This is a genomic window from Lachnospiraceae bacterium (assembly GCA_022794035.1).
Classification (GTDB): domain Bacteria; phylum Bacillota; class Clostridia; order Lachnospirales; family Bianqueaceae; genus CALWPV01.
Genome location: JAAWDX010000006.1, coordinates 1 through 14,655, shown reverse-complemented (window position 1 = coordinate 14,655; position 14,655 = coordinate 1). Strand labels below are relative to the sequence as shown.

12 protein-coding genes are annotated in these 14,655 nt (G+C 45.6%); 10 read left to right on the top strand and 2 right to left on the bottom strand.

Annotation, left to right across the window (positions count from 1 at the left end):
- Nucleotides 1-16: 16 nt before the first annotated feature.
- From HFE64_05760 to HFE64_05730, 7 genes are all read left to right on the top strand, one after another.
- Nucleotides 17-202, top strand: coding sequence for a hypothetical protein (locus tag HFE64_05760; GenBank protein ID MCI8632970.1), 186 nt, complete (start codon nucleotides 17-19; stop codon nucleotides 200-202).
- Nucleotides 184-1,788 carry a phosphoenolpyruvate carboxykinase (ATP) gene (pckA, locus tag HFE64_05755; protein MCI8632969.1) on the top strand — a complete coding sequence of 535 codons (1,605 nt, stop codon included), beginning with the start codon at nucleotides 184-186 and terminating at the stop codon, nucleotides 1,786-1,788. Before HFE64_05760 ends, pckA begins: the two co-directional genes overlap by 19 nt.
- Before the next feature lie 217 nt (nucleotides 1,789-2,005).
- Nucleotides 2,006-7,012: a hypothetical protein gene (locus HFE64_05750; GenBank protein ID MCI8632968.1), complete on the top strand. Its 5,007-nt coding sequence runs from the start codon at nucleotides 2,006-2,008 to the stop codon at nucleotides 7,010-7,012.
- A gap of 154 nt (nucleotides 7,013-7,166) precedes the next feature.
- Nucleotides 7,167-7,844, top strand: coding sequence for a response regulator transcription factor (locus HFE64_05745; protein ID MCI8632967.1), 678 nt, complete (start codon nucleotides 7,167-7,169; stop codon nucleotides 7,842-7,844).
- Nucleotides 7,845-7,854: 10 nt separating this feature from the next.
- Nucleotides 7,855-8,847, top strand: a complete 993-nt coding sequence (locus HFE64_05740; GenBank protein MCI8632966.1) for a HAMP domain-containing histidine kinase — start codon at nucleotides 7,855-7,857, stop codon at nucleotides 8,845-8,847.
- A gap of 121 nt (nucleotides 8,848-8,968) precedes the next feature.
- Entirely contained in the window at nucleotides 8,969-9,733 is a 765-nt protein-coding gene (locus HFE64_05735; GenBank protein MCI8632965.1) for an ABC transporter ATP-binding protein, read from the top strand.
- Nucleotides 9,730-11,760, top strand: coding sequence for an FtsX-like permease family protein (locus HFE64_05730; protein ID MCI8632964.1), 2,031 nt, complete (start codon nucleotides 9,730-9,732; stop codon nucleotides 11,758-11,760). Before HFE64_05735 ends, HFE64_05730 begins: the two co-directional genes overlap by 4 nt.
- Nucleotides 11,761-11,800: 40 nt before the next feature.
- Here the strand turns inward: HFE64_05730 and HFE64_05725 are convergent, their stop codons facing one another.
- Nucleotides 11,801-12,832 carry a radical SAM protein gene (locus HFE64_05725; GenBank protein MCI8632963.1) on the bottom strand — a complete coding sequence of 344 codons (1,032 nt, stop codon included), beginning with the start codon at nucleotides 12,830-12,832 and terminating at the stop codon, nucleotides 11,801-11,803.
- Nucleotides 12,823-13,089: an HPr-rel-A system PqqD family peptide chaperone gene (locus HFE64_05720; protein MCI8632962.1), complete on the bottom strand. Its 267-nt coding sequence runs from the start codon at nucleotides 13,087-13,089 to the stop codon at nucleotides 12,823-12,825. The genes HFE64_05725 and HFE64_05720 overlap by 10 nt, the downstream gene beginning before the upstream one ends.
- Before the next feature lie 242 nt (nucleotides 13,090-13,331).
- Here HFE64_05720 and HFE64_05715 point away from each other — a divergent pair, with 242 nt between their 5' ends.
- The 3 genes from HFE64_05715 (at nucleotide 13,332) to HFE64_05705 (ending at nucleotide 14,631) form a co-directional block, all read left to right on the top strand.
- The gene (locus HFE64_05715; GenBank protein ID MCI8632961.1) at nucleotides 13,332-14,072 is read left to right on the top strand and encodes a transglycosylase domain-containing protein; all 741 of its coding nucleotides are present in this window, start codon (nucleotides 13,332-13,334) and stop codon (nucleotides 14,070-14,072) included.
- An 85-nt stretch (nucleotides 14,073-14,157) separates the two neighbouring features.
- The gene (locus tag HFE64_05710) at nucleotides 14,158-14,445 is read left to right on the top strand and encodes a DUF2325 domain-containing protein (protein ID MCI8632960.1); all 288 of its coding nucleotides are present in this window, start codon (nucleotides 14,158-14,160) and stop codon (nucleotides 14,443-14,445) included.
- A gap of 21 nt (nucleotides 14,446-14,466) precedes the next feature.
- Nucleotides 14,467-14,631: a FeoB-associated Cys-rich membrane protein gene (locus tag HFE64_05705; protein MCI8632959.1), complete on the top strand. Its 165-nt coding sequence runs from the start codon at nucleotides 14,467-14,469 to the stop codon at nucleotides 14,629-14,631.
- Nucleotides 14,632-14,655 lie beyond the last annotated feature (24 nt).

The window sequence follows — 14,655 nt, the reverse complement described above, 5'->3', positions numbered from 1 at the left end:
TTAACTTGCATTTTAAATGGACAAAATTGAAAATTTAAAAGATTTTCTTGATTTTATGATTTTATCTTGTATAATATACGCTAGAGGAGATTGGCATATTTTCTCCCGCCAATGCTTTGTGAAGGCAGAGTTGCGTGTGTTACCTATTCACGATATTCTATTAAGAAAGAGGTTAAATGTAAAATGGCAGAAATCAATTTAAGTAAGTATGGCATCACAGGGACCCCGGAAATTGTTCATAATCCTTCTTATGAGTTGTTATTTGAAGAAGAGACCAAAACAGATCTGGAAGGGTTTGAAAAAGGACAGGTCAGCGAGCTTGGTGCCGTGAATGTAATGACTGGTATTTATACCGGACGTTCTCCGCAGGATAAATTTATTGTCATGGATGAAAATTCCAAGGATACCGTGTGGTGGACTTCTGATGAATATAAGAACGATAACCATCCGGCTAGTGAAGAGACATGGAATGTTGTAAAAGAGATTGCACTGAAAGAGCTTTCTAATAAGAAGCTGTTTGTTGTTGATGCATTCTGTGGTGCTAATGAAGACACTCGCATGGCGATTCGTTTTATTATGGAAGTGGCATGGCAGGCCCATTTCGTTAAAAATATGTTTATTCAGCCTACGGAAGAGGAGCTGGCAAGCTTTGAGCCTGATTTTGTGGTATACAACGCTTCTAAAGCTAAAGTTGAGAACTACAAAGAGCTGGGGCTGAATTCAGAAACGGCTGTTATGTTTAACATTACCAGCCGCGAGCAGGTTATTGTGAATACTTGGTATGGCGGTGAGATGAAGAAGGGTATGTTCTCTATGATGAACTATTACCTGCCGCTTAAAGGAATCGCGTCGATGCACTGCTCAGCGAACACGGATATGAATGGTGAGAATACCGCGATTTTCTTTGGCCTTTCCGGCACAGGTAAAACAACGCTGTCTACCGATCCTAAGCGTCTTTTGATCGGTGATGATGAGCATGGCTGGGATGACAACGGCGTGTTTAACTTTGAGGGCGGCTGCTATGCAAAGGTAATTAACCTTGACAAGGAGTCTGAGCCTGATATTTACAATGCAATCAAACGGGATGCATTATTAGAAAATGTAACCTTGGATGCAGAGGGCAAAATTGATTTTGACGATAAGAGCGTCACGGAGAATACGCGTGTATCCTATCCGATCAATCATATTGAAAAGATTGTGCGCCCTGTTTCTTCTGCTCCGGCTGCTAAAAATGTAATTTTCCTTTCTGCAGATGCATTTGGCGTACTGCCTCCTGTTTCTATTCTGACTCCTGAGCAGACACAGTATTATTTCCTGTCTGGCTTTACGGCAAAGCTGGCTGGCACCGAGCGCGGTATTACAGAGCCTACGCCCACCTTCTCTGCTTGCTTTGGTCAGGCGTTCCTGGAGCTGCATCCGACTAAGTATGCAGAAGAGCTGGTTAAGAAAATGGAGCAGAGCGGAGCAAAGGCTTACTTGGTAAACACAGGCTGGAATGGTACAGGAAAGCGTATTTCTATCCGCGATACACGCGGTATCATCGATGCGATTTTGAGCGGAGATATTCTGAATGCACCGACCAAGACAATTCCGCATTTCAATTTTGAAGTGCCGACCGAACTGCCAGGTGTAGATCCGGCCATTTTGGATCCTCGCGATACCTATGCTAATGTAGCAGAGTGGGAAGAAAAAGCGCAGGATCTGGCACAGAGATTTGTCAAGAACTTTGCTAAATATGAGGGCAATGAGGCAGGCAAGGCTCTGGTTTCTGCTGGCCCGCAGGCATAATAGCAGTTTGAACTAGCTTTCTTAAAAGCAGCTTAAAAGGAATTTCCTTTTAGGCTGCTTTTTATTTATCGTGCCCTTAAAGAATAATATTTATATTGACACTCGCATTTTAGTGTGATAAAATTTTTTACAAATTCATAAGTTTGCTTTGGCAAACTCTTTTTGTATTTCAATTGTGAATCACCGATTGAAATTAACATAACGGAGGAGTGTGAGTATGAAAGGAATGGCTAGAAGACAACTGCTTTCTGTAGTATTGGTCATTTGTATGCTGCTTTCTGCAATAGGCAGCACTACATTTGTGTCAGCAGCAGAAGAAGCGGGTCTTAGCGAAGACAGCATCTTACACACAGAAGAGTATCAAGATGCTGAAGATGAAGCAGAAAGTTCGGAAATAACGGATCTGAACGAGGAAAGCTCTGAAACAGAGCGTTTTGAGACGGAGGATTCAGAAAATGAGACTTCTTTGACAGAAGAGGAATCCGTCGGGCAGAATTTGAAGATTACTTCATGGAACTGGATAGATGAGGAAGAATATCTGGTATATAATGAAGAAAATGCGCGTTGGGAATTGGCACTTCTTGGCGTCAACGAAGAGCAGGTTCTTACGAAAGAGGATCTGGCTATGTTTTTGCCGGCAGAGATCCAGGCTGTATTAGAGAATGGAACGGAAGAGACGCTGGCGATCAGTTGGGTGCTGGATGAGTTTCCGGAAGAGGGCCTTTCAGAAGGTTCCCATTCTTTACTGGCAAGCTTGCCGGAAGGCTATGAGCTTGCAGAAGAAACAGCTGCTCTGCAAGCAGATCTTGTGCTGGGCGGAGCTATGATGCTGGATGCATCTGCCAGCATTTCCGTGGGCGGTCTGACGATTACGGCTGATGATGGACAAGCGCTGGCCTATGGCGCGGCAGCAGGCGCTGAATATGAAATCTATACGGTTTCTAATGTGATTTATGTTCAGACAAGCAGAGCGCTTACCGTGCAGGGAACGACCACAACGCATGGGATTGCCGTTGTGGCTGGCAAGCATGCCGAGATTACTTTTGCAGGTGTTACTATCACAACAGCGGCGATGCCGCCGGTAAATATTTTGCCGAACACGGCAGCGGCGCCGACTACGCTGCATTTAACACTGGCAGATGGAAGCAGTAATATTTTGAATCCGTCAACAGGTGCTAATAATGCGGGTATCCATGTTGCATATGGTTCTGCGCTTACAATTGATGACAGCCTTTGTAATCCTGTTGCAATTGAAGGAGGACGTCTGGTTGAGGACTGTACGATGGGAGACACTGTGATTAAAGCAGGGGAACCGGCGTGGAAATTAGACAGTGCACATCCGGGTTCTCTTACCGTGTATTCGGGGACCAATGGAGCATGTATTGGTGGTAATCATGGCGAAAACAGCGGCCAAATTACAATCAATGGCGGTCAGATTACTGTCAATGCATATACCAACGGCGGCAGCAGCAGTGCCGGTGCTGGCATCGGTGGCGGCAATACCGGCGGTGCGGGCTGTTCTTTGGATGGCGGCGGTATTACAATTAATGGCGGCATCATTGATGCTACAGCAAGTTATCATGGAGCGGCTATCGGCGCAGGCTGGAATGCCAAAACCGCAGGAGTTGGACATGCCGGAATGGTTCCTGGCGATATTACAATTAATGGCGGTTATATCACGGCAACAGGAAAAGACCATGGAAATGCATTTGGCGGTGCTTGTAATAGTGCTAGCAATATCGGGCATGGTGCAGGCAGCACGCCCCATGAGATTAAGATTACAGGCGGTACTCTGCTGCCGAAATCTAATAACAATGGAACGCAGTGGGATATCGGCGCTGCAGGAGGAAAAGTTATTGTTACAGGCGGCTCCTTTTTCCCGGCAGCCTATAACGGCGGGTACAGTATTCAAGGTGCTTCAGTTGTTAGCTCTGATGGCACGCCTTTGATTATGGTGACGATTGACTTATCTAGTTATACATACAAGGATAAAGATGGAAATGATATACCCTTAAAGCAGGGAGATTTTCTGTATAGTTACGGCGTAACCATTGATGGTACGCCGGTTACTCCGGAATATGGTCTTGCAACTAAGCTGGACAATACAAAGAAGCTATACTTTTGGCTTCCGGCGTCATCAAAGGGTAAGCCTGTTTCTATTTCTAAAGTAATCCTTCAGACAGCAGAGGGAGTAAAGGTGGATACGACATATCCATTTACGCTGGAGGAAGTAGGCGGATCAAGCGGTGACGTAACAAAGCGATATGTTACATTTGAAGTCGACGAATCAAAGTTCAGTGCTGAGCTGAAGGAAATGCTGAATAAGCGCTATGATGGCACTCCATTTGACTGGGAGCTTTTGAATGAAGAAATTGCAAAGCAGGAGATTTCAGTACCGCAGCCAGTAGGCGGAATCATTAATAAAGCAGACCAGATAGAGGAAACGGCTGTCAGATTGACGGATGCAGATGGAAAGCCAACAGGAGAAGGAAGCAGTGCGGAAGGATTCTCTCAGGCAGGAACGTATACAATTCAGCTGAATTATAAAGAGTATGCATCGGATGCAGATTTTAGCAAAACCTTCTGGGGGCACCAGACAACGATTAGCTCGGTGATTACGCGTGCCGATACGCGAGTGCTGGATGTGGACTATCAGTATACCTATAAAAATGGTCTTACCGAAGATACCGCAACGAGTAAAACTGATTTCTCGACAATGACCCTTACGGCAAATGTGCTGCCGGCTGACGGAGAGGCGCTTACCTGTGAGGCTCCTAGCGGAACAGTTCAGTTTTATATTAACGGCGTAAAGGTAGGGAGCCCGGTTGCCTTAACTCCGGTAAAAACGGATGCGGGAGCCGCTGCTGCAAGATCTAGAGCCAGAGCACGCGCTATGGTTACAGGTCAAGCGCAGGCTTCGGGGTACAATTACTCGACTGCTACGTTGACTATGGATTATAATACCAGCAATTATCTGGTTCCAGAAGGCGATGACGGAGAGTTTAAGGTAACGGCTAAATATTTGGGAAGCGGCAACTATACGCTTTCGGATGGACAGGCTGAAGAAATGAATGAGCCCGCTGAGTTTCCGTTTACTACAGTACCGGGTTCTGTCGTTACGCCGGAAGAAACAAAGGAATTAGATCCGGATGTGGTTGTGCCGGTTTTAGAGACGCTTGAGCCTGACTATGATGTCGTAGATGAGGAAGATGGTAATCAGCGCCTGACGGCCTATTATAAGGATGCCATCACACGCAAAGCTGTGAAACCGGAAGAGGGCAGCGCAGAAGAAGCTGAGAAGCTTGGAAAAGATGAACTAGCTGTTATTCTGAATGAACGGTATGCGTTCACAAACAATATCAATAAACCGCTGACTAATAATACAGGTGCAATGGTATCGTTGAAAGCCGATGACATTGTGATTACTGATGCCGAAGGAAATGAGGTAACGGAAATTACTCTCAGCGAGGCGACCAATTATAAAATTGTAGCTTCTGTTAAACAGGATGATGCATATGATGGCAACGTCGTGCGGACGGGGGCTGTGCTTACGATTGACTATAAAGTTGTCGATGTAGCTGAAGCGGTAGAAAATGGTACGCCTGAAGTTGATGTGGATACGGATGGTGACGGATATCCGGATATTAATATCGATACCGATGATGACGGCGAGCCAGATGTGAATCTGGATACGGATGGAACGGGTAAGCCGGATACGAACGTGGACACGGACGATGACGGCAAGCCGGATGTGAACGTAGATACAGACGGCGACGGCAAACCGGATGTCAATATTGTGGATAAAGATGGCGACGGCAAACCGGACAACATCGATCCGAAGGATCCGGATCAGGATAAGACACCGGATATCAATATCGTGGATAAGGATGGCGACGGCGAGCCAGATGATCTGGACGATCTGACACCGGAGGATCTTAAAGATCTGAAGCCGGATGTGAATATCGATACAGATGGCGACGGCAAGCCGGATACGAATGTGGACACGGACGATGACGGCAAGCCGGATGTGAACGTGGATACAGATGGCGACGGCAAGCCGGATGTCAATATCGTGGATAAGGATGGAGACGGCAAGCCGGATAACATCGATCCGAAGGATCCGGATCAGGATAAGACACCGGATGTGAACATCGTGGATAAGGATGGAGACGGTAAGCCCGATGATCTGGATGATCTGACACCGGAGGATCTTAAAGATCTGAAGCCGGATGTGAACGTGGATACAGATGGCGACGGCAAGCCGGATACGAACGTGGACACGGACGATGACGGCAAGCCGGATGTGAACGTAGATATAGACGGCGACGGCAAGCCGGATGTCAATATCGTGGATAAGGATGGAGACGGCAAGCCGGACAACATTGATCCGAAGGATCCGGATCAGGATAAAACGCCGGATGTGAACATCGTGGATAAGGACGGAGATGGTAAGCCAGATGATCTGGATGACCTGACACCGGAGGATCTTAAAGATCTGAAGCCGGATGTGAATATCGATACAGACGGGGACGGCAAGCCGGATACGAACGTGGACACGGACGATGACGGCAAGCCGGATGTGAACGTGGATACAGATGGCGACGGTAAGCCGGATGTCAATATCGTGGATAAGGATGGCGACGGCAAACCGGATAATATCGATCCGAAGGATCCGGATCAGGACAAGACGCCGGATGTGAACATTATTGATAAAGATGGAGACGGCAAGCCGAATGTAAATGTGGATACGACCGGGGATGGGAAGCCCAACATCAATATTGTCGATAAGGATGGAGACGGCAAGCCGGATATCGGAATTGTCAACAAGGGCGATCAGACGCCGCTGCCGGATGTGAATGTCGATACAGACGGGGATGGTAAACCGGATGTGAATGTGGATACGACCGGGGATGGTAAACCTAACCTGAATATCATTGATAAAGATGGGGATGGTAAACCAGATCAGGGAATTGATCCCACTCGCCCGGGTAATCCGAATGTGAATGTAGATCTGGACGGCGATGGTAAGCCAGATCTTAATATTGATACGGATGGCGATGGCAAACCGGATCAAAATATCGATGCTGACGGTGATGGCAAGATTGATCACGTGGGACCGGCCACAGGTGACCAAACAGCACTTCCGTTTGTGGTAGGACTGATGATGGCCGTGCTGGGTATTGCACTGCTCTTAGCAGCTAAAAAACGGATTGTGAATCGATAAGATAAAGAGCTCCTTACATGGGAAATCATACCTGTGTAAGGGGCTTTTTGTTAAACTAAAATTAAGAAAAAAGAAAGTAGAAATCAAAAAAAGGATGCAGTATAATGAATGCAGATATAGTTAGTATTTAAAAGTAGAGCATCGGGGAATAAAAATGGAAAATGCAAGAATTTTAATTGTAGAGGATGATGCAGGCATTGCAGAGGCAATTAGAAAGCAGGCTGAAATGTGGAATCTGCAGACGCAGTGCGCGCAGGATTTTCGCAATATCCTAGACGAGGTAGAGGCGTATAAGCCGCATTTAATTTTGCTTGATATTGGACTTCCGTTTTATAATGGATATCATTGGTGTATGGAAATACGAAAAACATCCAAAGTACCGATTATATTTATTTCATCAGCGGCTGATAACATGAATATTGTAATGGCCATGAATATGGGAGGAGACGACTTTGTTGCCAAGCCCTTTGACCAAAGTGTTTTAATGGCTAAAATTCAGGCGGTTTTGAGGCGTACCTATGATTTTGGAGGGGCAGCTCCTGTTTTGGAGCATAGGGGCGCTATTTTAGATACAGGAGATAATACGCTGCGGTATGAAGAAAATAAGATTATGCTGACCAAAAATGAATACCGGATTTTATTAGCGCTAATGGAAAACAAGGGAAGGATCGTTAGCCGCGAGGAGCTGATGGAACGACTGTGGCAAACCGATAGCTTTGTCGATGATAATACGCTGACGGTTAATATCAACCGGCTGCGAAAAAAATTAGGAGCGGCAGGTCTTGAAGGGTTTATTACAACACAGTTTGGTGTGGGATATCTGATTGCATAGGGGGGATAGGATGAAGTTATGGCGCCTATATTTGAGGCAAAAACGAACGGGTCTGCTGTGCTTCGGACTGTTTGCTGTCATTTTTGCCGTTACCTTTTTTCTTTATCATTTACCGATAGAAGCGGTTATGTATCCTGTGGTGTTGTGCGCATTAGCAGGTCTTTTGTTTTTAAGCCTTGAGTTTGGTAAGGTGTATAAAAAGCATGCGTATCTGGTGCGTTTGCAGGAAAGTGTAGAAAAAACAGCCTTACAGCTACCGGAAGTGGCAGGGATAGAAGAGAAGGATTATCAGGATTTGGTATGTTTGCTAAAGAAAAGTAAAGCGGAGATTGAAGAGCAGATGACGGAGCGATATATGGATATGATTGAGTATTATACGGTCTGGGCACATCAGATTAAAACGCCCATTGCCTCTATGAAGCTCACTCTGCAAAATGAAGATTTTCCGGTGGCAAAAGGACTTTCGGAAGATTTGTTTCGTATAGAGCAGTATGTAGAGATGGTGCTTTGTTACCTGCGTTTAGATGCACAATCAACGGATTATGTTATTGAAGAATATGAGCTGGATGAAATGGTAAAGCAAACAGTTAAAAAGCTAGCAACACAGTTTATCCGTAAAAAAATTCAGCTCTGTTATCAGCCGCTGCATCAACGTGTAATTACAGATGAGAAATGGCTGATGTTTGTTATAGAGCAGGTGCTTTCCAATGCTATTAAGTATACTAAAGCAGGAGGGAGTATTACAATTCGGATGGAGGAGCCGCAGGTGTTATGTATCTGCGATACAGGAATTGGGATTGCACCGGAGGATTTGCCGCGTGTTTTTGAAAAGGGCTATACCGGATATAACGGTAGGAGTGATAAAAAAGCCAGTGGGATTGGGTTGTATTTGTGTAGAAGAATTTGTACAAATTTAGGACATACCATCTCGATCAATTCTTCTCTGGACAGTGGAACGATTGTCAGAATTCATTTGCAGCAGAGAAGGATAGAAATTGAGTGATGAAGAATAGAAATTCTTACGCGAATGTTAGAAATGGAAGAGGAAATGTAAGCCGATTCGATGGCGCTGCATTTCTTCTTTTTGCTATACTACGTGTATCAAGTAACAGGAGGCAAAGCAATTGAGTATTTTAGAAGTGAATCATGTTAAAAAAATCTATACAACTCGGTTTGGCGGAAGCACGGTGGAAGCGCTGAGAAAGGTTTCTTTTAGTGTGGAGCAAGGAGAGTATGTGGCAATTATGGGGGAGTCGGGTTCGGGGAAGAGTACCCTTTTAAACATTGTGGCAGCGCTCGATAAACCAACCAGCGGTACGGTGATGCTGGATGGACAAAATCTGATGCAGATCAAAGAGTCGGCGATTGCTGAATTTCGCCGGGACCATTTGGGGTTTGTGTTCCAGGAATTTAACCTGCTGGATACCTTTTCTTTGCAGGATAACATATTTTTACCCCTTGTTCTCGCGGGGAAAAAATATGAAGAGATGAATCAGAGGCTGCAGCCGATTGCGGCTGAGCTGGGGATTCAGGATATATTAAAAAAATATCCATATGAAGTATCGGGTGGACAAAAGCAAAGGGCGGCAGTGGCAAGAGCCTTGATTACAGGGCCGAGGCTGATCTTGGCCGACGAACCGACAGGGGCTTTGGATTCCCGGGCCACCGATGAGCTTTTGCGGCTTTTTGCAAAGATCAATCAAAAAGAACAGACGATCCTGATGGTGACGCATTCAGTAAAGGCGGCAAGTCATGCAAGCAGAGTACTGTTTATTAAAGACGGAGAAGTATTTCATCAGATTTATCGGGGAAACAGCACAAATGAAGAGCTATATCAAAAAATCTCTGATACATTGACCATGCTGGCAACAGGGGGGAGGAACCAATGAAAAAAGGGCTGTACCGAAGACTGGCATGGACGGGTATCCGGAAAAATAAGCGCTTATATGTGCCCTACATTTTAACCTGCATTGGCATGGTGATGATGTTTTATATTTTTGCCTTTTTAAGCAGTGACCGGGTAATGGAAACGATGCCGGGGAAGGCCATGCTGGGATCCATTATGAATATGGGATGTATCGTGCTTATTATTTTTGCGGCTATTTTTCTTTTCTATACGAATTCATTTTTAACCCGCGGCAGAAAAAAGGAATTTGGTCTCTATAATATTTTAGGGATGGGTAAAAAGAATTTAGCTAAAGTGTTATTATGGGAAAACCTGATCGTGGCTGGATTGGCATTTACAATTGGCATAGTGATGGGAATTCTTTTTTCAAAGCTGGCAGAGCTTGGCATTATCAATTTGACGCAGGGGGAGATCACCTTTTCGCTGCAAATTGATGTATCATGCATATTTTTTACGCTTCGGGTATTTGCTGTAATCTTTTTTCTGATCTTTTTGAATGTACTGCGGCAAATTCAATTGTCGAAGCCAATCGAGCTTTTGCGCAGCGAGCATGCGGGAGAAAAACCGCCGAAGGCGAATTGGGTCTTGGCATTCCTGGGGGCGGTAATTTTGGGAACGGCCTACTATATCGCGGTTTCCATTCAGGATCCGGTGGTCGCACTGGTATGGTTTTTTATCGCAGTCATCATGGTAATCCTTGGTACGTATCTGCTGTTCATTTCCGGATCTGTCGCAATCTGCAGGCTTTTGCAAAAAAGAAAACGGTATTATTATCAAAGCAATCATTTTGTGTCTCTTTCCTCCATGATCTACCGCATGAAGCGTAATGGAGCGGGACTAGCGTCTATTTGCATTTTGTGTACCATGGTGTTGGTCATGATTTCTTCCAGCATGTGTTTGTATATTGGAAAAGAAGACAGCCTGAAAGCACAGTATTTGCGGGGGATGAACCTTTCGGCGCAGATACCGGATATGACAATGATGCGGGCAGAGAGACTGGAAAATGTGCGTCATATGGTACAGGAGGCTGTGGAAGAAAAAAAGCAGAGCATGGAGAATGTTCTGGATTATCGCTGCGCACTGATGGATGCGCGGATTGAAGATGGCAAGATCCTTACGGATGATGTCGGATTATATGAATTTGAAGCCGATAGCTATGCCAATGTGTGGCAGGTTTTTGTGGTACCGTTAGAAGATTATAATGAGGTGATGCATCAAAATGAGACGCTGGAGCAGGGAGAGGTACTGCTGTACACAAGCCGCAGGGACTATACGGAGGATACGGTCGCTTTTGGCGCCTCTGCGCCGCTGAAGGTCAAGAAGACAGTGCCGGAGTTTGTGGAAGCAGCCTACGGCGTTGAACAGGTGATTCCTTCTATGTATGTTTTTGTGCCTGATTTTGAGCAGCAGATTGCACCGATGCTGTCTCTGGCGGATTTTGCGGGCGATCAGATGGTTAGATTAAAATGGTACTATGGGTTTGATGTGCAGGATCAAAAGGCGCAGATGGAGCTGGGGGAGCTTTTGCTGAAGAAGCTGGAGGAAAACGGGGCGTTTGAGATGCATATATCTTTGGAAAACCGAGCCGAGGAGCAGGATGACTTCTATGCGCTTTATGGAGGATTGTTCTTCTTGGGGATCTTGCTGGGAACGGTGTTTATCTGTGCGGCAGTACTCATTATATACTATAAGCAAATTTCAGAAGGATATGAGGACCAGGCGCGGTTTGGCATTATGCAGAAGGTTGGCATGACCAAAAAGGAGATTAGGAAAAGTATCAACTCTCAGGTTCTTACGGTATTCTTTTTGCCGTTGATAGCGGCAGGCGTGCATCTGATGTTTGCGTTTCCGATTATTTTTAAGCTGCTGATGCTTTTTAGCCTGATGAATAAAGTGCTTCTGATTGGAGTAACGGCAGGAAGCTTCGTCGTGTTTGGCTTATTTTATGGTGTGGTATATCATATCACTTCAAAGGCCTATTATGGAATTGTAAGCGGTGCGAAAGAATAATAAAAAACAGGCATGCTCGCTGAAGAGCATGCCTGCTGGATTAGATTTCGAGTTTGCTTAGGTGCTTGGCAAGCTCAAAGTCTGCGATTTCCAGCTTGCGTGTAAGACAGTCACCGTCGTTGCCGAGCGGGTCGCCGCAGGCGTAATCGGCAATCGCCATACAGCCTTTGGCGCATTTTTGGCGTACCATACAGCGGTGGCACTGAAAGTCGGCTGCCGCGCGTTCCTGAGCCAGCTTGGAGATGCGGTTCATGCCGGCTGTAAGCGTTTCTTTTGAATCGGTTAAGATATTGCCGATGCTGAAACGCGGATCATACAAAAGCTGACAGGGCTGCACGCAGCCGTCGGTTTTGATCAGAACTGCCATATCATAGTCAGGATCCACTAATGGGCACTGGCGTGTACTGTAGGGAAGGACTGCTTTGATTGGAGATTGGGCATTGAGGCGGTCCAGCAGCTTGAGAATATGGATTTTTTGCTGAGGAGTCAGTGCTTTGGTTTCCCATTCGTCGGCCGCATTCCCGTTGCAGTGGATAAAAGCATATTCGGGGATGCCGCCGTGGGAGATGGCCATATGGAAGAAGGCTTCCGCATCGTCCAGATTTTTCTGGGAGAGCACCATCTTTACCAGAGGAAGGAATCGGGGAGAGGCAAGGCGGTCGAGAAAGGCGGCGGCGCGGGAAAATGCGCCGGCTCCCCGCGTTAAAGCGTTGATCCGCTCGCAAGAGCCGTCTAGGCTGATCTGTACCTGAAAGCGTGCGGGATCACTGTGGACCAGAGAGAAGAATTCGGGCATATGTATAGTTCCGTTAGTGACAAAGCGAAACTGGAACTGCGTATGAGCCTGCATATAGGCGAGCAAAGCGTTCATTTCGGTGTACAAAAATGGTTCTCCACCGCCAAAAGCAAAGCTCTCACAGCCAAATTCAGAAGATAAGCGCTCCATCAGATAGGCAAGGTCGGCAAAGCGAAGCTCGCAGCGGGTTTGGTTGAGCCCAGAACGGTTGTAGCAGGTGATGCAATTTAGGTTACAGAGATTGGTGATCTCGATGTAAACATTTTTTATTCGCATGTCACGAGGATCCCCTGAGCAACAAGCTTGCCGAGAAATTCATCGACATCGCGGCGGATTTCGCCGGGAGAGGCCATGTATTCCTGGGACAGCTTATCGGTAATCGCATCTAATGTGGCGCCATCGCCCATTGCATGGAGGATTGCATATCCGATATCATCCAGAATACAGCTGTCGCCGGAGGCTGGATTGAAAACCACTAGGCCGCTTTCATCTGTCTCTATAAATTCCATTGAATGATTTTTCTTGAATAACATACTATATAACCCCCTGAGTGATGAAAATAATTTAGCTTATTTTATATCTAATTGGAAAAATATGCAAGATGATTTTGCGTAAAAGGAGCAGAAAATATGAAAAATCCAAATTTCAAAAAAAATATTTCACATTTATTTGAAATAGCGGGGCGCGTTATGCTATGTATATTGCTGATTCCCATTAGTGTTTTACTGCTTTTGGTGTATATAGCAAATCAGCTCATAGAAAGGAGAAACAAAAAATGAAACATAAGGCACATGGTATCAGAAATGGATTGCTAGGCGGACTGGCGGCGCTCTTGATCGTCTTTTTTCTTATAGCAGGCTGGTATGGTATAAAAGGATACCGAATGTACCGACAGGCAGTGGCGGAGGCACCGATTGCTGAGCTGGGAGAGAGTCTGCGTGAAAATGAAAATTTTACATACTATGATGAACTGCCGCCTTTATATGTGGAAGCGGTGATTGCGGCAGAGGATAAACGATTTGAATCTCATCATGGAATTGATATACTGGCAATTGGCAGAGCCATTTGGACGGACCTGACAACACTGTCTTTTGCAGAGGGGGGAAGTACAATTACGCAGCAGATTGCCAAGAATCAATTGTTTACACAGGAAAAGCGCATAGAGCGTAAGGTAGCGGAAGTTTTTGCTGCTTTTGCATTAGAAAAGCAGTACAGCAAAAAGGAGCTTTTTGAAATTTACGTGAATACGATTTATTTTGGCAGTGGATATTATGGAATATATGAAGCAGCACAAGGATATTTTGGCAAGCAGCCTTCAGAGCTTACCGCATATGAAGCGATCATGCTGGCCGGGCTGCCCAATGCTCCTTCCCTATATTCGCCTGATGAAAATCAAGAGCTTGCCCAGCAGAGAATGAAGGTAGTGCTTGACTGTATGATTAAAAGCGGCAAGGTTACGCAGCAGGAGGCGGCTACCATTTTAGAGATGCCAAAGCGGCAAGCTGCTTTTGAATAAATAGCTTTCGTGAGCAGTTGACAAAGATGGGATATAGTGGTAAAATAAAGTAGTTAGTTGATACTAACTAGAAAGGAGAGCGCTAATGAGTGTTGTAATCGTAGGCGGAAATGAAAGAATGGCCAATCTTTATGAAACTATTTGTAAACAATATGGTTGCAAGGCGAAGGTGTTTGTAAAAGAAAATGGACCGCTCAAGAAAAAACTTGGAGTGCCGGATCTGTTGATTCTATTCACGCAAACAGTATCCCATAAAATGGCGCTCAGCGCCTGCAAGGAAGCACAGCGCTGTAAAGTCCCGGTAGAGAGAGTTGCCTCGAGCAGTGCGGCAGCCTTACGGCAGACTCTGAGAAAATATGTAGAGACCGCTTAACTAACAAGGAGGATTTACTATATGCTGGCAACTGTCATGATTTCGATTCTGTTGATCGTACTCGTCATTCTCATTATCAGAAAATTATGCAGAGATAAAAGGTCGGGGACTGCTTCCTGCGGATGCGGCTGCAGCGGTTGCCCGCATGCAGGGGCGTGCAGGATAAAAAAAGATGAATTTAAGTGATAATAAGGAAAAGTTAAGGGAAGC

Coding starts and splice junctions, on each gene's coding strand:
- HFE64_05760 (MCI8632970.1), top strand. CDS start 17: ATGGACAAAATTGAAAATTTAAAAGATTTTCTTGATTTTATGATTTTA.
- pckA (MCI8632969.1), top strand. CDS start 184: ATGGCAGAAATCAATTTAAGTAAGTATGGCATCACAGGGACCCCGGAA.
- HFE64_05750 (MCI8632968.1), top strand. CDS start 2,006: ATGAAAGGAATGGCTAGAAGACAACTGCTTTCTGTAGTATTGGTCATT.
- HFE64_05745 (MCI8632967.1), top strand. CDS start 7,167: ATGGAAAATGCAAGAATTTTAATTGTAGAGGATGATGCAGGCATTGCA.
- HFE64_05740 (MCI8632966.1), top strand. CDS start 7,855: ATGAAGTTATGGCGCCTATATTTGAGGCAAAAACGAACGGGTCTGCTG.
- HFE64_05730 (MCI8632964.1), top strand. CDS start 9,730: ATGAAAAAAGGGCTGTACCGAAGACTGGCATGGACGGGTATCCGGAAA.
- HFE64_05725 (MCI8632963.1), bottom strand. CDS start 12,832: ATGCGAATAAAAAATGTTTACATCGAGATCACCAATCTCTGTAACCTA.
- HFE64_05720 (MCI8632962.1), bottom strand. CDS start 13,089: ATGTTATTCAAGAAAAATCATTCAATGGAATTTATAGAGACAGATGAA.
- HFE64_05715 (MCI8632961.1), top strand. CDS start 13,332: ATGAAACATAAGGCACATGGTATCAGAAATGGATTGCTAGGCGGACTG.
- HFE64_05710 (MCI8632960.1), top strand. CDS start 14,158: ATGAGTGTTGTAATCGTAGGCGGAAATGAAAGAATGGCCAATCTTTAT.
- HFE64_05705 (MCI8632959.1), top strand. CDS start 14,467: ATGCTGGCAACTGTCATGATTTCGATTCTGTTGATCGTACTCGTCATT.